The sequence below is a fragment of the Rubrivivax gelatinosus genome, assembly GCF_004340905.1.
GTDB classification, from domain to species: domain Bacteria; phylum Pseudomonadota; class Gammaproteobacteria; order Burkholderiales; family Burkholderiaceae_C; genus Rubrivivax; species Rubrivivax gelatinosus.
This window is the reverse complement of record NZ_SLXD01000008.1, coordinates 80,743-98,577: the sequence shown is the minus strand read 5'-3', so window position 1 is coordinate 98,577 and position 17,835 is coordinate 80,743. Positions and strand designations below refer to the sequence as shown.

The 17,835-nt window shown below is 74.2% G+C and carries 17 protein-coding genes; 7 read left to right on the top strand and 10 right to left on the bottom strand.

What is annotated here, in order from left to right; translation table 11 throughout:
* Positions 1-5 precede the first annotated feature (5 nt).
* Together EV684_RS13545 and EV684_RS13540 are read left to right on the top strand one after the other, a co-directional pair.
* Positions 6-1,145: an ABC transporter ATP-binding protein gene (locus EV684_RS13545; RefSeq protein WP_132647818.1), complete on the top strand. Its 1,140-nt coding sequence runs from the start codon at positions 6-8 to the stop codon at positions 1,143-1,145.
* A gap of 43 nt (positions 1,146-1,188) precedes the next feature.
* Positions 1,189-2,340, top strand: a complete 1,152-nt coding sequence (locus EV684_RS13540) for an MFS transporter (protein ID WP_132647817.1) — start codon at positions 1,189-1,191, stop codon at positions 2,338-2,340.
* 1 nt (position 2,341) lies between these two features.
* On the opposite strand, the gene EV684_RS13535 is transcribed toward EV684_RS13540, so the two are convergent.
* The gene (locus EV684_RS13535; protein WP_132647816.1) at positions 2,342-3,553 is read right to left on the bottom strand and encodes an MFS transporter; all 1,212 of its coding nucleotides are present in this window, start codon (positions 3,551-3,553) and stop codon (positions 2,342-2,344) included.
* Positions 3,554-3,650: 97 nt separating this feature from the next.
* Between EV684_RS13535 and EV684_RS13530 the strand changes: the two genes are divergently transcribed.
* Complete coding sequence (locus EV684_RS13530; RefSeq protein WP_132647815.1) at positions 3,651-4,595, top strand: LysR family transcriptional regulator; 945 nt, start codon at positions 3,651-3,653, stop codon at positions 4,593-4,595.
* A gap of 10 nt (positions 4,596-4,605) precedes the next feature.
* On the opposite strand, the gene EV684_RS13525 is transcribed toward EV684_RS13530, so the two are convergent.
* Both EV684_RS13525 and EV684_RS13520 read right to left on the bottom strand, forming a co-directional pair.
* A complete protein-coding gene (locus EV684_RS13525) occupies positions 4,606-6,567 on the bottom strand; it encodes a GGDEF domain-containing protein (RefSeq protein ID WP_243651159.1) in 1,962 nt (653 codons plus the stop codon).
* Between the two features lie 195 nt (positions 6,568-6,762).
* The gene (locus tag EV684_RS13520; protein ID WP_132647814.1) at positions 6,763-7,662 is read right to left on the bottom strand and encodes a LysR family transcriptional regulator; all 900 of its coding nucleotides are present in this window, start codon (positions 7,660-7,662) and stop codon (positions 6,763-6,765) included.
* A 126-nt stretch (positions 7,663-7,788) separates the two neighbouring features.
* On the opposite strand from EV684_RS13520, the gene EV684_RS13515 reads away from it, so the two are divergent.
* The gene (locus tag EV684_RS13515; RefSeq protein WP_132647813.1) at positions 7,789-8,559 is read left to right on the top strand and encodes an SDR family NAD(P)-dependent oxidoreductase; all 771 of its coding nucleotides are present in this window, start codon (positions 7,789-7,791) and stop codon (positions 8,557-8,559) included.
* On the opposite strand, the gene EV684_RS13510 is transcribed toward EV684_RS13515, so the two are convergent.
* Positions 8,552-10,654: an EAL domain-containing protein gene (locus EV684_RS13510; RefSeq protein WP_132647812.1), complete on the bottom strand. Its 2,103-nt coding sequence runs from the start codon at positions 10,652-10,654 to the stop codon at positions 8,552-8,554. The two genes, EV684_RS13515 and EV684_RS13510, sit on opposite strands and share 8 nt — an antisense overlap.
* A gap of 117 nt (positions 10,655-10,771) precedes the next feature.
* A complete protein-coding gene (locus EV684_RS13505) occupies positions 10,772-12,859 on the bottom strand; it encodes an EAL domain-containing protein (protein WP_132647811.1) in 2,088 nt (695 codons plus the stop codon).
* Between the two features lie 442 nt (positions 12,860-13,301).
* On the opposite strand from EV684_RS13505, the gene EV684_RS13500 reads away from it, so the two are divergent.
* The 3 genes from EV684_RS13500 to cspE are packed head-to-tail and all read left to right on the top strand — an operon-like array spanning position 13,302 to position 14,035.
* Positions 13,302-13,535 carry a hypothetical protein gene (locus EV684_RS13500; protein ID WP_207184462.1) on the top strand — a complete coding sequence of 78 codons (234 nt, stop codon included), beginning with the start codon at positions 13,302-13,304 and terminating at the stop codon, positions 13,533-13,535.
* Entirely contained in the window at positions 13,517-13,783 is a 267-nt protein-coding gene (gene infA / locus EV684_RS13495) for a translation initiation factor IF-1 (protein WP_132647810.1), read from the top strand. The genes EV684_RS13500 and infA overlap by 19 nt, the downstream gene beginning before the upstream one ends.
* Before the next feature lie 42 nt (positions 13,784-13,825).
* Positions 13,826-14,035: a transcription antiterminator/RNA stability regulator CspE gene (cspE, locus tag EV684_RS13490; RefSeq protein ID WP_132647809.1), complete on the top strand. Its 210-nt coding sequence runs from the start codon at positions 13,826-13,828 to the stop codon at positions 14,033-14,035.
* 19 nt (positions 14,036-14,054) lie between these two features.
* Here cspE and EV684_RS13485 read toward each other — a convergent pair whose 3' ends face one another.
* The 5 genes from EV684_RS13485 to EV684_RS13465 are packed head-to-tail and all read right to left on the bottom strand — an operon-like array spanning position 14,055 to position 17,758.
* Positions 14,055-14,693, bottom strand: coding sequence for an NrsF family protein (locus tag EV684_RS13485; RefSeq protein WP_132647808.1), 639 nt, complete (start codon positions 14,691-14,693; stop codon positions 14,055-14,057).
* Positions 14,690-15,325, bottom strand: a complete 636-nt coding sequence (locus tag EV684_RS13480) for a sigma-70 family RNA polymerase sigma factor (RefSeq protein WP_132647807.1) — start codon at positions 15,323-15,325, stop codon at positions 14,690-14,692. The genes EV684_RS13485 and EV684_RS13480 overlap by 4 nt, the downstream gene beginning before the upstream one ends.
* A complete protein-coding gene (locus tag EV684_RS13475) occupies positions 15,322-15,777 on the bottom strand; it encodes a DoxX family protein (protein WP_132647806.1) in 456 nt (151 codons plus the stop codon). Before EV684_RS13475 ends, EV684_RS13480 begins: the two co-directional genes overlap by 4 nt.
* Positions 15,774-17,429: an MNIO family bufferin maturase gene (bufB, locus tag EV684_RS24190; RefSeq protein ID WP_200222345.1), complete on the bottom strand. Its 1,656-nt coding sequence runs from the start codon at positions 17,427-17,429 to the stop codon at positions 15,774-15,776. The genes EV684_RS13475 and bufB overlap by 4 nt, the downstream gene beginning before the upstream one ends.
* Before the next feature lie 5 nt (positions 17,430-17,434).
* Entirely contained in the window at positions 17,435-17,758 is a 324-nt protein-coding gene (locus EV684_RS13465) for a BufA1 family periplasmic bufferin-type metallophore (RefSeq protein WP_132647805.1), read from the bottom strand.
* Positions 17,759-17,835 lie beyond the last annotated feature (77 nt).

Below are 17,835 nucleotides of genomic sequence, written 5' to 3'. Positions count from 1 at the left end.
ACGCCATGGCCCGCATCGACTTCCTCCGCGTCACCAAGCGCTACGCGCCGTCGGCCCCGACGACGATCCAGGACACGACGCTGGCGATCGACGACGGCCAGTTCTGCGTCTTCGTCGGCCCGTCGGGCTGCGGCAAGTCGACGCTGCTGCGTTTGGTGGCGGGGCTGGAGTCGATCAGTTCCGGCGAGATCCAGATCGGCGGCCGGCGCGTCAACGAGGTGCCGCCGGCGCAGCGCGGCGTGGCGATGGTCTTCCAGAGCTATGCGCTGTATCCGCACATGACGGTGGCCGAGAACATGGCCTTCGGCCTGCGCGTGCGCGGCGCCGACCAGGCCGACATCGAGCGCCGCGTGAAGAAGGCGGCCGGGATCCTGCAGCTCGAGCCGCTGCTGGAGCGGCTGCCGAAGGCGCTGTCGGGCGGCCAGCGCCAGCGCGTGGCGATCGGGCGCGCGATCGTCAAGGAGCCGCAGGTCTTCCTCTTCGACGAGCCGCTGTCCAACCTCGATGCCGCGCTGCGCGTGCAGACGCGGCTGGAGATCGCCAAGCTGCACCGCGACATCGGCCGCGCGAGCACGATCTACGTCACCCACGACCAGGTCGAGGCGATGACGCTGGCCGACCGCATCGTGCTGCTGCGCGCCGGCCCGGCGGTGCAGGAACACGGCAGCGTGGCGCAGTACGGCACGCCGATGGAGCTGTACCACCGCCCGCGCAACGTCTTCGTCGCCCAGTTCATCGGCAGCCCGAAGATGAACGTGCTGCCCGGGCGGCTGCTGGCCGCCGAGGCGACGCACGCGACGGTCGACGTCGCCGGCATCGCCGTCACCGCCGCGGTCGACGCGCGTGCCGCGGCGCCGGGCGCGGCGGTCTCGCTGGGCGTGCGGCCCGAACACCTGGTCGTCGGCGACGACGCCCGCGCCGGCACGGCAATGCCGCTGGTGCTGCAGCAGCTCGAACGCCTGGGCGACAGCTCGCTGCTGTACCTGGAGGCCGGCGCCGGCGCGCCGCTGGTCACGCTGCGTGTCGACGGCGCGGCCAGCGTGCCGCCGGGCACGCGTGTGCCGCTGCAGATCCCGGCCGAGGCCTGCCACCTGTTCGACGCCGCCGGCCAGGCGTTCCCGCGCAGCGTCGAACTGCCCGCCTGAACGGCTGCGGCGCGCGGGCAGGCATCATCGGGGGTTCGCCCCCATGACCCTGACCGCTCCCTCCCCCGCCCGGGCGCTGCGCCCGGCGCGTATCGCCGTCCGCTCCCTGTTCTTCGCCTTCGGCACCGTCACCGGCGCCTGGGGCGCGCACGTGCCCAGCGCCAAGGCGCGCTACGGGCTGGACGAGGCCCAGCTCGCGCTGGCGCTGCTGGCCGCGGCCGTCGGCGCCGTCGGCGCGCTGCTCGTGGCCGGGCGCATCATCGGCCGCCACGGCCCGCGTCAGGTGGTGCCGGTGGCCGCGGCCGTCATCGCCGCGGCGCTGGGCACGCTGCTGCTGCACGGCGGTTTTGCCGCGCTGATGGCGACGATGGTCGTGTTCGGCGCCGCCGGCGCGTTCTACGACGTCTCGATCAACGCCGAAGGCACGCTGCTGGAGGAACGCAGCGGCTTCAAGGTCGTCAGCGGCTTCCACGGCATGTGGAGCCTGGGCGCGATGACTGGCGCCGGCGGCTGTTCGGTGCTGCTGGCCGCCGGCGTGCCGGCCGCCTGGCAGCTCGGCGCGCTGGCGATCGTGGTGCTGGCGCTGTCGCTGGTGGCCGCGCGTTCGCTGCTGCCCGACCACCCGCCGGTGCCCGCCGGCCCGCGCGGCTGGCGGCTGCCGCCGCCGCGCCTGCTGCTGCTGGGCGGCCTGGCGGCGCTGGGCCTGCTGGCCGAAGGCGTGATCTACGACTGGAGCGTGCTCTGGTTCACCGATTCGCTGGGCCAGACCCAGGCCGTCGGCGGCCTGGGCTACGCGGCGTTTGCCGCGGCGATGGCGGCCTCGCGTTTCGGCGGCGACGCGCTGCGCAGCCGCTGGCCCGCCGCCACGCTGCTGGCCGCCAGCGCCGGCCTGGCAGCACTGGCGATGAGCGCGGCGCTGCTGCTGCACCACCCGGTGGTCGGCATCGTCGCGATGGCCGCCGTCGGCGCCGGGCTCGCCAACGTCGTGCCCATCCTCTTCGTCGCCGGCGGCCGCCAGCCGGGCGTGACGCCGGCCGACGGCATCGCCGCGGTGTCCTCGCTGGGCTACGTCGGCCTGCTCGCCGGGCCGCCGCTGGTCGGCGCCATCGCCCACGCGAGCTCGCTGAACCTGGCGATGGCGACGCTGGTCGCCGCGGCGCTGGCGCTGGCCGCCGGCGCGCGGCTGCTGCGCTGACTCAGCGCAGCGGGCGCAGGCGCAGCACCAGCGCGGCCAGCGATGCCGCGCTCGCCAGCGCGACCATGCCCAGCCAGCCGCCGTGCGTCAGCGCCAGGCCGCCGAGCGCCGAGCCGGCCGCCATGCCGACGAAGATCGTCGTGAACAGCAGCGCGTTGAGCCGGCTGCGCGCCTCGGGCTCCAGGCCGTAGACCAGGGTCTGGTGCGAGACGAGCGAGGCCTGGATCGCGAAATCGAAACCGACCGCGGCAAGCGCGATCAGCGCCAGCGCGGCGGCCGTCGGCAGCAGCGGCTCGGCGGCGAGCACGGCGAACGAGAGCACCGCCAGCGCCGCCGCCAGCCGAGTGACGAACATCGGCCCGCGGCGGTCGGCCAGCCGGCCAGCCAGCGGCGCGGCCAGCGCGCCGGCGGCACCGGCCAGACCGAAGGCCCCGGCGGCAGCCGCGCCCAGGCCGTGGCGCGCCTGCAGCGCCAGCGCCAGCGTCGACCAGAAGGCGCTGAAGCCCACCGACAGCAGCCCCTGCACGGCGGCCGCGCGGCGCAGCGCCGCATGACGCCGCCACAGCGAGACCATCGAGGCCAGCAACGCGCCGTAGCCCAGGCGCGTCGTCGGCGCGATGTGCGGCAGGCCGCGCCAGACGGCCAGGCCGATCACCGCGACCGCCGCCGCGGCGGCGAAGAACACGCTGCGCCAGCCCCACAACGCCGCCAGCAGGCCGCTGGCGACGCGCGACAGCAGGATGCCCAGCAGCAGCCCGGTCATCACGCTGCCGACCGTGGCGCCACGGCGTTCAGGGGCCGACAAGGCGGCGGCGGCGGGCACCAGGTCCTGGGCCATCGTCGCGGCCAGGCCGATGACCAGGCTGGCCAGCAGCAGCGCCGGCAGCCCCGGCGCGAAGCCGGCGGCCAGCAGCGCCAGCGTCAGCCCCGCGGCCTTGGCGGTGATCAGCGTGCGCCGGTCGCTGCGGTCGCCCAGCGGCGCCAGCAGCAGCAGGCCGGCGGCGTAGCCGAACTGGGTCAGCGTCGGCACCAGGCCGACGCCGGTGGCGCCGGCGCCGAGCTCGCTGCCGAGCGCGGCCAGCAGCGGCTGGGCGTAGTAGATCGAGGCGACGGCGAAACCGGCGCCGGCGGCCATCAGCACGACCGGCGGCGAGGCGGGGCGGGTGGCCACGGGCAGCGGCGACAGCGGAGCGGGAGCGGGAAGAGCGGACATCGTGGACTCCAGCAGGGGATTCGATGGCTGCAATTCTTCCAACGCATCGCAAGTCGTTGTAGTAGCGTCTGATTCACATCCGTCATACGCTCTGCGCATGACAAAACCATTTGCCGGCACCGACCGCCTGGAACTGCTGCAAACCTTCGTGCGCATCGTCGACGCCGGCAGCCTGTCGGCGGCCGCGGTGGCGCTGGGCACGACGCAGCCGACGATCAGCCGTCGGCTGCAGCAGCTCGAACGTTCGCTGGGCCTGACGCTGCTGCGGCGCTCGACGCACTCGATGGCGCCGACCGAGGACGGCCAGCGCTGCTACGAACACGCGCGTTCGCTGCTCGAACGCTGGGACGCCGCCGAAGCCGACCTGCGCGGCCTGCAGGACGTGCCGCGCGGCCGGCTGCGTGTCGTCGTGCCGCACGCCTTCGGCCAGCAGCAGCTCGTCGTGCCCTTGCTGGACTTCCTGCGCCGGCACCCCGAGGTCTCGGTCGAGTGGCTGCTGCACGACCGGCTGCCCGACTTCATCGGCCAGGGCGTGGACTGCGCGATCCGCGTCGGCGCGGTCGACGAGCCGGGGCTGGTCGCGGTGCGGCTGGCCGAGGTGCCACGTTTCGTCGTCGCCGCGCCGGGTGTCTGGGGCGAGGGCCTGCCGCCGTCGGAACCCGAGGCGCTGGCCGCCCTGCCCTGGCTGGCCGCCGGCAGCTTCTACCGCGACGAGGTGGAACTGCAGGACCGCCGCAGCGGCCACTGGCGCCGCCTGGCGATCCGCCCGCGGCTGACGACCGACAGCCTGTACGCGCTGCGCGAGGCGGCCCGCGGCGGCGCCGGCGCGGCGATCATCTCGTCGTGGCTGGTGGCCGAGGACCTGGCCGCCGGGCGGCTGGTGCAGCTGGCGCCCGACTGGGCCGCGGCGCCGCTGCCGGTGGTCCTGCTGCATCCGCCGGCCCGGCTGCAGCCGGCGCGGCTGCGGGCCTTCATCGCGGCGATGCGCGCGGCGATGCCGACGCTGTCGGGCATGGTGCCCGCGACCCGCGCCAGCGCCTGAAGCAGCAGCTTCAGGCCGCCGCGATGCCCGCCACCGCGGCCGGCGGCGGCAGCAGCACGACCGGCTCGCCGGCACCGTTGAACCGGCCCACCGCACGGTGGCGCCCGCCGGCCTTGGCGCGGTAGAGCATCGCGTCGATGTCGGCCAGCGCGCGGTCGAGGTCGAAGCCCGCGCCCAGCTCCACCGACGCGAAGCCGATCGACGCCGTGACCGCCTTGCGCACGCCGCCGAACTCGATCGGCGTGCCGGCCAGCACCTCGAGCAGGCGCAGCACGAGCGCGCGTTCGGCTTCGGCATCGGCCGGGTCGTCGACGACGAGCAGGAACTCCTCGCCGCCCCAGCGCACGATGCAGTCCTCGCTGCGCACGCAGTCGGCCAGGCGCCGGCTGGTCTCCTGCAGCGCACGGTCGCCGCCGGCGTGGCCGTGGCGGTCGTTGATCGCCTTGAAGTGGTCGATGTCCAGCAGCACCAGCAGCACGCGGCCGCCGGCCTCCTGGCGCCGGACGAAGTAGCGGTCGAAATGGCGCCGGTTGTAGGCGCCGGTCAGCGGGTCGTGCGTGCTCTGGTAGTCGAGCGCGGTGTTGGCGTCGCGCAGCTGGCGGTTCACGCGACGCGTGCGCAGGTGCACGAACAGCAGCGAGGCCGCCGACAGCAGCACCGCGGCGGCGACGACCACCGTCGTGCGCCGGTTCAGGCGTTCGGTCTCGAGTTGAAGCTGGGCGGTCTGGCTCTGGTGGCGCAGGCGCTCGATGTCCAGATCCTTGCGGCTGCTCTCCAGCACTGCGGCGTGAAAGCTGGCGTTCTTCTCGCGTGCCTCGCGCTGGGTTCGCTCGCGCAGTTCGTCGGCGCGTTCGGCGGCCCGGTAGGCCTGCTCCCAGCGTCCGGCACGGGCCATCATGCGCGCCCAGTCGCGTAGCGCGCGCGCGACCTCGCCGAGCTGGCCTCCTTTCTCGAACCAGGCCCGGCCGCGGTCAAAGGCTTCGGTGCCGGCCGGGACCTGTCCGGCCGCCGCCAGCGCGAAACCACGCGTCACCCAGGCGTAGGCCTTGAGGTACTCGTAGCCCAGGCGCTCGGCCTCGGCGACGACCTCGGCGGACAGCTGCAGTGCCTGCGGCACGCGGTGGGTCTTCTGGTAGACATCGACGAGGTTGATGCGCGCGGCGAGGTGGGCCTCGCGGTCGCCCTCGCGTTCGGCCAGCTCCATCGCACGCCGCAGCGAGGCGGACGCCTCGTCGTACTGGCGGGCGGCGATCTGCAGCGAACTGCGCGCGATCAGCTTGTCGTCACTGCGCGAGATCTCCGGGTCCAGGCGGAATGCGCGGTCGCTGTTGCGCAGCGCATCCTCGTGCTGACCGAGGTCGGACTGGACCATCGCCAGCGTCGTCAGCGCGTCGGCCTCGCGCAGCGGGTCGCCGGCGGTCCGCGCGATCTCCAGCGCCCGGCCGACGGCGGTCAGCGCCTCGTCCAGCGCGCCGGCGTAGGTGGCCTCGTCGGCGTAGTCCCGGGCGATGCGAAAGGCGAGCGTCGGCAGCTGGATCCGGGCGAGCAACTGCCAGGCTTCGCGCGCGTAGCGGTAGTTGTCGACGGGGTCGCCGGCGTGGTCGGCCACCCACTGGCGGCATTTCAGCGCCGCAGCCTGCAGGTAGGGGTCGGCACTGCCGCCGGCGCGGGCCTCCAGCGAGGCCAGGACCGCAGCGCTTGCGCCCTGCGACACGGCGCAGTGCTCGACGGCCAGCATGGCCTGCCAGGCGGGTGCGGCCCAGCGCGGGTCGGCAAGCAGCGCATCGATGCGTGCAACACGCTCGTCGGGCGGGAGGGAGACCTCGGCGCGCAGCATCTCGTCGAGCGCGCGCTCTTCCGGACCGATGTGGCCCTCGGGCGGCAGGCGCGGCTCGGCCGACGCCGCGACGCCGCCCAGCCCCAGCCAGACGCTGCAGGCCAGCGCGGCCCAGCCGGCGCACGGCCCTCTCACGAGCGCGTCCCTCCCGCGCACTGCATTCCAACCTCTCGTCGTCGGCGTTCTGCGGCCCCCGGCGCGGACTGTCTGCGCGTCCGGGACATCTCCCGCGGACGGCTGGCTCCGGCCGCGGCAGCCGCGAGCATAGCCGGCGCGCCGCTTCGTGTCGCCCGGCCGTCCGCCTGTGCGTCGAGGCCTTCCTGGGCACGGTCAGCCGGGCGCCGGCACGAACAGCGTCGCCACCCAGTCGGCGAAGGCGCGCACGCGCCGCGGCAGGTGGCGCCGGTGCGGCAGCAGCAGCGTCACCGGCATCGGCGGCGGCACGACGGCCGGCAGCAGCGTCACGAGGCGGCCGGCCTCGACGCCGTCACGCGCGCTGGCCTCGGGGATCTGGATGATGCCCAGCCCGGCCTCGCAGGCGGCGAGGTAGGCGTCGGTGGCGTTGACGGTGACGACGCCGGCCATCGCCACGCTGCGCAGCGTGCCGTCGGCGTCGAGGTACTCGAAGCCTGCCGGCCGGTCGCCGAGGTTGGGCTGGTAGTGCACCAGCCGGTGCGCGGCCAGGTCCTCGACCGAACGCGGCTCGCCGTGGCGCGCGACGTAACCCGGGCTGGCGACGTTGACCATCGTGTACGCCCCCAGCGGCCGGCCGACGAGCTGCTCGGCGACGACCGCGCCGACGCGGATCACCGCGTCGTAGCCTTCGCGCACCGGGTCTACGCGACGGTCGGCGGCGCCGATCTCGACCGTGAGCCCCGGGTGCCGGTCCAGGAACTCGGGCAGCCGCGGCAGCACCAGCGAACGCGCCAGCGCCAGCGGCATGTCCACCCGCAGCCGACCGGTCAGCGCCTGCGGCTGCTGCTGGAACATCGTGCGCAGCTCGTCGAGGTCGGCGAGCACGTCCTGGCAGCGCTCGACGAACAGCCGGCCGTCGTCGGTGAGGCCGACACGCCGCGTCGTGCGCTGCAGCAGTCGCGCGCCCAGGCGCTCCTCGAGCCGGCGCACCGCGGTCGACACGGTGGCGCGCGGCAGGCCCAGGCGGTGCGCGGCCTCAGTGAAGCTGCCGAGTTCGGCGACACGCAGCACGATGCGCAGGTCTTCGGGGGACATGGCGGCTCGATTGGTCGAAAACGTCGACCAGTGTTGCCGAATCGACGGCGTTTATCCAGCAGAAACGAACTCCTAAAGTGGCTTCACCGCGGCAGCACGCCGCCCTCCACGAGACAGGACGATCCGATGAACACGCTCTCCACTGCCCGCACCGCCCTCGTCACCGGCGGCAGCCGCGGCCTCGGCCGCGACGCCGTGCTGCACCTGGCGCGCGCCGGCTGGGACCTGGTCTTCACCTTCCACAGCCGCGCCGCCGAGGCCGAGGCGGTGGCCGCCGAGGTGCGCGCGCTGGGCCGGCGCGCGGTGGCGCTGCAGTTCGACGCCGGCGAGGTCGCGGCCTTCCCGGCCTTCGTGCAGGCGCTGCGCGGCGCGCTGGCCGACGGCATCGGCCGGCCGGCGCTGGACGCCGTCGTGCACAACGCCGGCTTCGGCGTGCATGCCGCCTTTGCCGACACGACCGAAGCCGACTTCGACGCGCTGATGAACGTGCACCTGAAGGGCCCGTTCTTCCTGACGCAGGCGCTGCTGCCGCTGCTGGCCGACGGCGCGCGCATCCTGCACGTCTCCAGCGGGCTGACGCGTTTCAGCCTGCCGGGTTACGCCGCCTACGCAACGATGAAGGGCGCGGTCGAGGTGCTGACGCGCTACCTGGCCAAGGAGCTGGGCGCACGCGGCATCCGCGTCAACACGCTGGCGCCGGGCGCGATCGAGACCGACTTCGGCGGCGGCGCGGTGCGCGACGACGCCCGGCTCAACGCCTACGTCGCCTCGCAGACCGCGCTCGGCCGCGTCGGCCGGCCCGAGGACATCGGGGGCGCGATCACCGCGCTGCTGGCCGACGAGTCGGGCTGGATCACCGGCCAGCGCGTCGAGGCCTCGGGCGGCATGTTCATCTGAGCACCGCCGGGACCTCCGGCACCGCCGGCACCTCCGCGGCGGCCGGCGAGCCGGCCTGCACCAGGTAGGCCAGACACTCGCCGGCCGGCAGCGCGCGGCTGTAGAGGTAACCCTGGAAGACGTCGCAGCCCAGCGCCGCCAGGCACTCGCGCTGCTCGCTGGTCTCGACGAACTCGGCGATGACCCGCGCGCCGCGGCTGTGGCCCAGCGTCGTGATGGCACGGATGATGTCGGCGCTCACCGGGTGCGACAGCACGTCGCGGCTGAGCGAGCCGTCGACCTTGATCGCCGCGACGCGGAAACGCTTGAGGTGCAGCAGCGACGCGTGGCCCATGCCGAAGTCGTCCATCGCCAGACGCACGCCCAGCGCGTCGAGCGCGGCGAGGTTGCGGTCGGCGGCCTCGCCGGCCGGGATGCCGTGGCTCTCGGTGATCTCCAGTTCCACGTCCCCGGGTTTCAGCGCATGGCGCTGCAGCACGCGCGCCACCGCCGGCGCGAGCCCGGGTTCGCCCAGCTGCAGCGGCGACACGTTGACCGACATCGTCAGCGCGCCCAGGCCGCGCGTGTTCCAGTCGGCCTTGCGGGCGCAGGCCTCGTCCAGCACCCACTCGCCCAGACGCGCGATCAGCCCGCCGCGCTCGGCCAGCGCGATGACGACGTCGGTGCGCACGGGGCCGTAGCTCGGGTGGCTCCAGCGCAGCAGCGCCTCCACGCCCACCGGCCGCCCGTCCAGCCCGTGCTGCGGCTGGTAGGCCAGCCACAACGACGGCGTGCCGATGGCGCGCTCCAGGTCGTGCAGCAGGCCGCGTGCGATGACGCCGACATGGTCGGCGCGGCCCAGTGCGGCGCCGGCGAGGATCGCCGCGCCCGCGCCCCGGAACTCGGCCAGCCGCCGCGCCTGGCGCTCGGCCTCGAAACGACGCACGAAAGGCAGGTAGACCAGCGTCGAGACCAGCAGCCCGAAGAGCTGCAGCGCCACCCCGACCCAGGAGCCGGTGAGCCACCAGCCCGACAGCAGCACCGGCGTCGTCCACGGCACGCGCACCGGCAGCAGCGTCAGCCAGCCGGCGTGCAGCGCGACGAGCGGTGGCAGCGTCAGCAGCAGCGGCACGAGCACGAAAGGCAGCAGGAAGCGCCGGTTGAGCACCAGCGGCAGGCCGAAGAGCAGCAGCTCGTTGACGTTGAACAGCGCCGGCAGCCACGACAGCTGCGCCAGACGCCGCGTCGGGCCGTCGCGCGCGACGATCGTCATCGCCACCAGCAGCCCCAGCGTCGCACCGGCGCCGCCCAGCTGCACGAAGCTGACCACGAGCGGCATCAGCACGCGGTCGTGCATCAGCGGGTCGGGCGAGTACGTCAACCAGGCGCCGAAGCTGGACTGGATCACGGTGCCGCCGTGCACGCCGAAGAACCAGAGCAGCTGGTGCAGCAGCATCAGCAGCGGCGTCAGCAGCCAGTCGGCGTCCAGGCGCGGGCCCAGCTCGCGCTGCAGCAGCTCCGGCCAGCCGGCCGCCGACAGCGGCAGCCGCCGCAGCAGCTCGGCCGCCGCCTTGAAGCCCAGCCCGAGCACGATGACCGGCAGCGTCAGCCGCGCGGCGTGGAAAAAGGCCGGTGCGCTGTCGTAGCCGGTGGCGAAGCGGCGCAGCAGCCGCCAGTCGGCGAGCCGCCGCAGCAGCGTCGGCGTGCTCAGGCCGACGGCGATGCCGGCCAGCAGCGACGCCGACCCCAGCGAAGGCCCCGCCGCGCCGTGCAGGAGCATGAAGTTGAGCAGCGCCGAGATCGCGACCCAGACCGCCGGCAAGGGCTCGACGAGCGCCTGGCGCGGTGCACGCTGCGCCAGCATCGCGGCCAGCACGACCGCCAGGGCCAGCCCGAACACGCCCCAGGTCGAGCGCCGGATGTCGTCCGCGACGGCAGCCCAGCCCGGGCCCAGGCCGGCGTCGAGCCAGGAACGGACCGCCGGGAACGGGAGCTGCGCCACGACGGTGGCGCAAACGCCGAACAGCGTCAGCGGCAGCAGCACCACGAAGGCGTCGCGGATCGCCTCGGCCCAGCCCGTGGTCAGCTTGGTGTACGACGTTGGAACTGCAGGCATCGAGACAGGCGTGGGCACCGCCGGCGCACCGGCAGTGGGCGCCGATTGTTGCCGCCCGGCATGCCGCTGCGCCACGCGCAGGCCGTGAAATCCTTCACGGCCCGCCGGCTCGGCTGTTCAGCCCGCGGCCGCTTCGACGGGCTGCACGCTGCGCAGCAGGTACGCCAGGCACTCGCCGGCGGGCAGCGCGCGGCTGTAGAGATAACCCTGGAAGACGTCGCAGCCCAGCGTGGCGAGGCGGTCGCGCTGCTCGCGTGTCTCGACGAACTCGGCGATGACCCGCGCGCCGCCGGTGTGGCCCAGCGTCGCGATGGCGCGGATGATGTCGGCGCTCACCGGGTGCGCCAGCACCTCGCGGCTGAGCGAGCCGTCGACCTTGATCGCCGCGACGCGGAAGCGCCGCAGGTGCAGCAGCGACGCGTGGCCCATGCCGAAGTCGTCCATCGCCAGGCCGACGCCGAGCGCCTCCAGACCGGCCAGGTTCTCGTCGGCGGTGTCGCCGACCGGGATGCCGCGGCTCTCGGTGATCTCCAGCTCCAGTTCGTCCGGACGCAGGCGGTGGCGCGCGAGCGCCTCGGCCACCCTGCGGTGCAGCCCCGGCTGCGACAGCTGCAGCGGCGACACGTTGACCGACATCGTCAGCTGCGGCAGCCCGAGCGCGTTCCACTGCGCCTTGCGTGCGCAGGCCTGGTCGACGACCCAGGCGCCCAGCGCCGCGATCACCGCGCCCTGCTCGGCCAGCGCGATGACGACGTCGGTGCGCACGGCACCGTAGCCGGCGTGCTGCCAGCGCAGCAGCGCCTCGACGCCGACCACGCTGCCGTCGAGCCGGTGCTGCGGCTGGTAGACGAGCGACAGCGCCGGGGTGCCGATCGCGCGTTCCAGGTCGTGCAGCAGGCCGCGGGCGATGACGCCGACGTGGTCGCTGCGGCGCAGCGGCGTGTCGCTGCGCGGGGCCTCGCTGACGATGACGGCGCTGGCGTGCTGGAAGGCGTCCAGGCGCTCGGCGCTGCGTGCAGCCTCGTCGCGGCGCACGAACGGCAGGTAGATCGCCGTCGACAGGCCCAGGCCCAGCGCCTGCAGGCCGACCCCGGTCCAGGAGCCGGTCAGCCACCAGCCCGACAGCAGCACCGGCGTCGTCCACGGAATCTGCACCGGCTGCAGCACGATCCAGCCCTGGTGCAGGGCCAGCAGCGGCGGCAGCACCAGCACCAGCGGGGCCAGCACGAAAGGCAGCACGAAACGCGGGTTGAGCACCAGCGGCAGCCCGAACATCAGCAGCTCGTTGACGTTGAACAGCGCCGGCAGCCACGACAGCTGCGCCAGGCGCCGGTTCTGGCCGTCGCGCGCGGCGATCAGCAGCGCCAGCAGCAGCCCCAGCGTCGCGCCCGAACCGCCCAGGTGCACGAAGTTGTCGATCAGCACGCGAGGCACGCGGTCCTGCGAGGCCAGCTCGCCGGCCTGCGTGAACAGGAAGCCGAAGTGCGACTCCAGCACCTTGCCGCCGTGCACGCCGAAGAACCACAGGATCTGGTTGACGGCGACGGCCAGCGGCGTCAGCAGCCACTCGACGCCGAAGTCCGAGGCCTGTTCGGCCACCCAGCGCAGGTCCGGGCGCGGCAGCCGCCACGCCAGCTCGGCCGCCGCCTTGGCCAGCAGGCCGAGCAGGATCATCGGCAGCGTCAGCCGGGTGGCGTGATAGAAAACCGGATTGCTGTCGTAGCCGATCGCCAGCCGCCGCATCGGCGCCCAGTCGGCCAGCGGGCGCAGCAGCGCCGGTGTCGCCAGGCCGACGATGATGCCGGTGAGCATCGAGCCCTGGCCGAAGGACTGCAGCGTCACCGGGCCGGTGGCGCTGGCGCAGAGCGTGAAGTTGACGAGCGCCGAGATCGCCACCCAGATCGGCGGCAGCGGCTCACGCGAGGCGCCGCGCGGCGCACGCTGCGCGACCATGGCGGCGATCGTCACCGCCAGCGCCAGCCCCAGCACGCCCCAGGTCGACTGCACGACGGCGTCGGCGGTGCCGGTCCAGCCCTGTCCGAGCCGGCTCTCCAGCCAGGCGCGCACGGCGGGGATCGGGAACTGCCCGAGCAGCGTCGCGACGACGCCGAACAGCGAGATCGGCAGCAGCACGACGTAGGCGTCGCGCACGGCAGCGAGTGCGCCGGCGCGGTACGTCGCGTGTCTCGGAGGATCGGCGGGCATCAGGGCGGGGGCGGCATTCGGGGCGCGATCAGAACACGCCGTCCCCGCTGATTTCGGCCCGGGCACGCGCCGCTGCAGCGCCGGCGCGTGAACTGCGTCACGGCGCGCCGCCGCCCCGACCCGGGATGCGCCCCCCGGGAACAGGTGTGGCGCATTAGTACCACACACGGTACGCGGGTATGCGACAATGCGCGGTGCGCCTCGCCCGAACGTGTCCTTTCTGCCTCACGGCAGGCACGCTGCGCCGAGACCGAGGCCTGATCCACCTCCACTCGCCGAGTCCCCCAGCGGACCGCGCCGAGCACGCAGCGAATACCCCTGCAGGCTCAGTACCGATCGTTCGTCGTCGCGCCCTCGCGCGGCTTTTGCAATACCGGGGCGGAGCCCTCCGCCCCACCGAAAGACCTTCATCCACACACCGATCCAGGTCGGGCGATACACCGTGTCGCCCCTGACCCGACACGACACCGACGGCTTTGCCGCCTCGGTGTCCATCCGCAGCGGCAGCGGCCGCGCCACGCATGACCGCGTGCTGCGCCTTCTGCCCCGCTTCACCACACGCGACGCCGCCGCCCACCACGCGACCACCGAAGGCCTGGCCTGGGTGGCCCGGACCCAGGACCGGGACGCCGCCATCGACACGGAACAGGAGCACCCATGGCCAAGGAAGAACTGATCGAGATGCGCGGCGTGGTCGACGAGATCCTCCCGGACTCGCGATTCCGCGTGACGCTGGACAACGGCCACCGCCTGGTGGCTTACACCGGCGGCAAGATGCGCAAGCACCACATCCGCATCCTCGCGGGAGACAGCGTGTCGCTGGAACTCTCGCCTTACGACCTCAGCAAGGGCCGCATCACGTTCCGCCACCTCGAGCGGCGCGCGGCCCCCGCCCCTTCCCAGAACCACGGATCGCGTCGCTGAGCGCGCTCCGACTGTATTGACCAACCGAAAGGAAATGACGACATGACGACCGAAACCGGAACCGTGAAGTGGTTCAACGAGAGCAAGGGCTACGGCTTCATCACGCCCGACGGCGGCGGCAAGGACCTGTTCGCCCACTTCAAGGAAATCCAGGGCACGGGTTTCAAGACGCTGACCGAGAACCAGCGTGTCGAGTTCGAGGTGACGCAAGGCCAGAAGGGCCCGCAGGCCTCGCGCATCCGCGCCCTCTGATCGGCGACGGCAGCCGCCGTCACCAGCGCAGCGCGCGTCCGCCGAGAAGCGCGCCGAGCGCGCTACTGGCGGCAATGCCCAGCGTGTACCACAGCGCCGAGAACGAAATCGCCGCCTCGGTACACGACAGCGCGTAGCCGAATGCACCCGCGGCCCCGGCCGCGAGGCCGGCTGCGGCACCCGCGGCCCGCGGCCGCGTCGGTGCCAGCGCACGCAAGGCCCACAGCACGGCGCCCAGCGCCGGCAGGGACAGCCCCAGCACCGCCGCCGGGCACGACCACGACGAGTGGCCGAGCAAAGCCGGCAGGCGTGCCGCCTGCGGGGTTGCGAACCAGTTCGCCAGCCCCGCCGCGGCCACCAGCGCCAGCACGGCCGCCACGGCCGTGGCCGGGCGTCGCACACCCGCGACCAGCGGCCGCGCCAGCTTCGCCGCCAGCCAGGCGGCGGCGGCGACCATCGCCGCGGCATAGACCAGCTTGAACCACGGCGCCGGCGTCATGAACATCGTGCCCGGCACGGCTCCCAGCCCCAGCACCGCGATCGCGACACTGGCCACCAGGCCGGCGCCCAGCGCCGCCGTCAGCCGCCGTGCCGCGACACCGCGCGGCGCCGGGCCGGCCGAACAGGCCAGCAGTTCGATCCACTGCTCAGTCTTCATCCCGTTCTCCTCACCAGGGCCGCGAGCCGCTTGAGCCCGCGGTGCACCTGCACCTTGATCGCCGACTCGCTGGCGCCGGTGCGCTGCGCCGCCTCGGGCACCGACAGGCCTTCCAGCCGCGTCAGCACGATCGCCGCCCGCTGCGCCGCCGGCAGCGCCTGCAGCAGACGCTGCAGGTCGCGCGCCGAGCCGGCCTCGGGCGCCGGCGCCGCGAGCTGCTCGTCGCCGACCTCGTCCAGCGGCTCGTGCAGCGCCTCGCGGCGGCCATGGCGGCGCAGGTGGTCGATGAGCTTGTGGCGCGCGATCGCCAGCATCCAGGCGCCGACCGGCAGGCCCGGGTCCCAGCTGCCGCGGTGCAGGTGCAGCGCCAGCAGCGTCTCCTGCACCAGGTCCTCGACCTCGTCAGGGCGCGCCGCCAGCCGCCGGCGCAGATAGGCGCGCAGCCGCGCGGCGGCCAGCGTCAGCGCCTCGCGGTAGGCGGCTTCGTCGCCGTCGTGCGCGCGCCGCCAAGGCGGCGCGATGCGGCGCTCGAACTCGTCGTCGGACGGCGAGGCGGGCGGGGCGTCGGGCTGTGACACGCGCCGATTCTCGGCGCCCGGCCAGCCCGGGCACATCAGCTCGGACGTGCTCATGCGGGGGCCGTGCGCCAGCGCACGATCCAGGCGTCCAGCGACCACGGCCCGCCGCCGCGCAGCACCAGCCACGCGAGTGCCGCCGCCCAGACGCCGTGCGTCGGCCAGGCGCCGGGGTAGACGAAGACCTGGATCACCGCCGTCATCCCCAGCAGGCCCAGCGCCGCGCCGCGTGTGCCCAGACCGAGCAGCAGCAGCAGCGGCAGCAGGTGCTCGGCGCCGGCGGCCAGCACCGCCGCCGCCTCGGGCGGCAGCCCGGGCAGCCGGTACTCGTCGCGGAACAGGTCGACGGCCTGCGGCGCCAGCCGCGGCCAGCCGATCTCGAAGCGGCCCTCGGCCAGGTCGAGCACGAAACCTTCCACCTTGGTCTGGCCCGAGCGCCAGAACAGGCCGGCGAGGGCCACGCGCGCGAGCAGCTGCACCGCGGCCTCGGCCGGTTCCTTCAGGTTCATGCGGCCTCCATGCGGTGTTCCCAGCCGACCACGGCAGCGTGGCGGAGCAGCAGCGCCAGCGTCGCCGCCAGGTCCAGGGCGGGCCCGGCCTCGGCGGCCGCGGCGCCCAGCGGCCGGCCCGCGGCCAGCGCGGCGCAGAACGTGGCGGCCGGCGCGTCGACGGCCAGCGTCAGCACCGCGTCGCCGGCGTCGCGCAGCACGAGCGCAGCCTCGGCGCCGTCGGTCGCGAGCGTCGGCGGCAGTTCGTCGCCCTGGTGCGCCGCCCAGATCGAGACGGCCGCGTGGTCGAAACACAGCGCCGCCAGCGACGGATGCAGTTGCAGCCGGGCGCCGGGCAGGTGCTCGGGGTGCGCCAGATGCGCCTGCACGGCGGCCGTGGCCAGGGGCGCGGCATCGGCGGCCAGCGCGGCGCGCACGCGCGCCCGCTCCAGCTGCGCGACCTCGGCCAGCCAGGGCAGGCCATGCATCGGTTCGCAGCGCCTGATCGTCGCGGCGAAGCCGTCGCCCCAGTCGCCGAGCACCGGGCCGGGCGGAGGTTCGTGGCGTGCGTGGGTCAGCGCCAGGGTGTCGAAGCAGGCCTCGCCGACCAGCCGGCGCAGGACCGGGAAGCCGTCGGCCAGGGCCCGCACCCAGGCGGCGGCGACGTTGTTGCGGTGCACCGCCAGGCGCACCGCGGGGTCCGAGCCGTTCCAGGCCCGCAGGCCCGGCGGCACGGCCGCGGCCGGGTCCAGCAGTGCGGCGGCAAAGGCCGGCAGCGGCTCGTCTGCCGCTGCCGGGGCCGGCCTGGACAGGCGGCGTGGCGCGTCGGCGCCCACGGCAGCTGCCGCCGGCGTCTCGGCCAGCGCGCGGCGGACCTGCGCCAGTTCGGCCGCCAGCACCGCCAGCGGCGGCACCTCGTGGTCGCGTTCGATCAGCGTCGGCACCGGGCCCAGGCGCTGCAGGGTGCGCCGGTACAGCGCCCAGACCGGATCGGCGACGGCCGAGCCGTGGTTGTCGATCAGCAGCGGCGCGCCAGCGGCATCGCGGTCCTCGGCGAAGCCGGCGAGGTGGATCTCGCCGACCGCCGAAGGCGGCAACGCCGCCACCAGCGCCCAGGCGTCGCGGCCGTGGTTGACGGCGCCGACCCAGGCGTTGTTCAGGTCCAGCAGCAGCGCGCAGCCGCTGCGCCGCACCAGTTCGGCGAGGAACTCGCCTTCGTCGAGCACGCTGGCGTCGAACTCGAGGTAGGTGCTGGGGTTCTCGATCAGCACCTGCCGCCCCAGCGCCTGCTGCAGGCGGTCGACGTGCGCGGCGACACGCACCAGCGCGGCCTCGTCGTAGACCAGCGGCAGCAGGTCGGGGAAACAGGTGCCGCCGTGCGCCGACCACGCCAGATGCTCGGACACCCAGCGCGGCTCGAAGCGCCGCACCAGCGCCGCCAGCCGCGCCAGGTGCGCCGCGTCGGGCGGCTGCAGGCCGCCCAGCGACAGCCCGACGCCGTGCACCGACAGCGGCCAGCGTTCGCGCAGGCGCTCGAGCAGGCGCAGCCGCGGGCCGCCGTCGACCATGTAGTTCTCGGCGTGCACTTCGAGGAAGTCGACCACGGCCTCGCCGGCCAGCAGCGCGCCCGCGTGCTGGGGCTTGAAGCCGAGACCGGCCAGGCGGGCGTGCATGGCGCTCACATCTCCTTGCCCATCTCCTTGGCCTTCTCCTTGAACGGCATGGTCTGCCCGAAGCCGGTGGGCGAGGTCTTGGACATCGTCTTGTCGCAGGTACCGGCCGGCACGTAGGACCAGGCGTTGCCCTGGTGCTCGGTGCGCGAGCTGCCGGCGCAGCTGGTGCCGGGGCCGGCGGCGCAGTCGTTGTGGCCCTTCATCGCGACGCCATAGCACTTCTCCTTGGCGCCGGCCTCGGCGGCCTGCACCGGGGCGGCGGCCAGGGTCAGCGCGGCGCCCAGCGCGAGGGCAAGCGTGGCAGCGGGCAGCGAAACGTTCGGGTTCATCGGGGCTCCTTCGTCGTGGATGGCGATCGGACGCCCAAGCGGCGCCCTCCTGCCATACGAACGAAGCCGCCCGGCGG

Coding starts and splice junctions, on each gene's coding strand:
- EV684_RS13545 (WP_132647818.1), top strand. CDS start 6: ATGGCCCGCATCGACTTCCTCCGCGTCACCAAGCGCTACGCGCCGTCG.
- EV684_RS13540 (WP_132647817.1), top strand. CDS start 1,189: ATGACCCTGACCGCTCCCTCCCCCGCCCGGGCGCTGCGCCCGGCGCGT.
- EV684_RS13535 (WP_132647816.1), bottom strand. CDS start 3,553: ATGTCCGCTCTTCCCGCTCCCGCTCCGCTGTCGCCGCTGCCCGTGGCC.
- EV684_RS13530 (WP_132647815.1), top strand. CDS start 3,651: ATGACAAAACCATTTGCCGGCACCGACCGCCTGGAACTGCTGCAAACC.
- EV684_RS13520 (WP_132647814.1), bottom strand. CDS start 7,662: ATGTCCCCCGAAGACCTGCGCATCGTGCTGCGTGTCGCCGAACTCGGC.
- EV684_RS13515 (WP_132647813.1), top strand. CDS start 7,789: ATGAACACGCTCTCCACTGCCCGCACCGCCCTCGTCACCGGCGGCAGC.
- EV684_RS13510 (WP_132647812.1), bottom strand. CDS start 10,654: ATGCCTGCAGTTCCAACGTCGTACACCAAGCTGACCACGGGCTGGGCC.
- EV684_RS13505 (WP_132647811.1), bottom strand. CDS start 12,859: ATGCCCGCCGATCCTCCGAGACACGCGACGTACCGCGCCGGCGCACTC.
- infA (WP_132647810.1), top strand. CDS start 13,517: ATGGCCAAGGAAGAACTGATCGAGATGCGCGGCGTGGTCGACGAGATC.
- cspE (WP_132647809.1), top strand. CDS start 13,826: ATGACGACCGAAACCGGAACCGTGAAGTGGTTCAACGAGAGCAAGGGC.
- EV684_RS13485 (WP_132647808.1), bottom strand. CDS start 14,693: ATGAAGACTGAGCAGTGGATCGAACTGCTGGCCTGTTCGGCCGGCCCG.
- EV684_RS13480 (WP_132647807.1), bottom strand. CDS start 15,325: ATGAGCACGTCCGAGCTGATGTGCCCGGGCTGGCCGGGCGCCGAGAAT.
- EV684_RS13475 (WP_132647806.1), bottom strand. CDS start 15,777: ATGAACCTGAAGGAACCGGCCGAGGCCGCGGTGCAGCTGCTCGCGCGC.
- bufB (WP_200222345.1), bottom strand. CDS start 17,429: ATGCACGCCCGCCTGGCCGGTCTCGGCTTCAAGCCCCAGCACGCGGGC.
- EV684_RS13465 (WP_132647805.1), bottom strand. CDS start 17,758: ATGAACCCGAACGTTTCGCTGCCCGCTGCCACGCTTGCCCTCGCGCTG.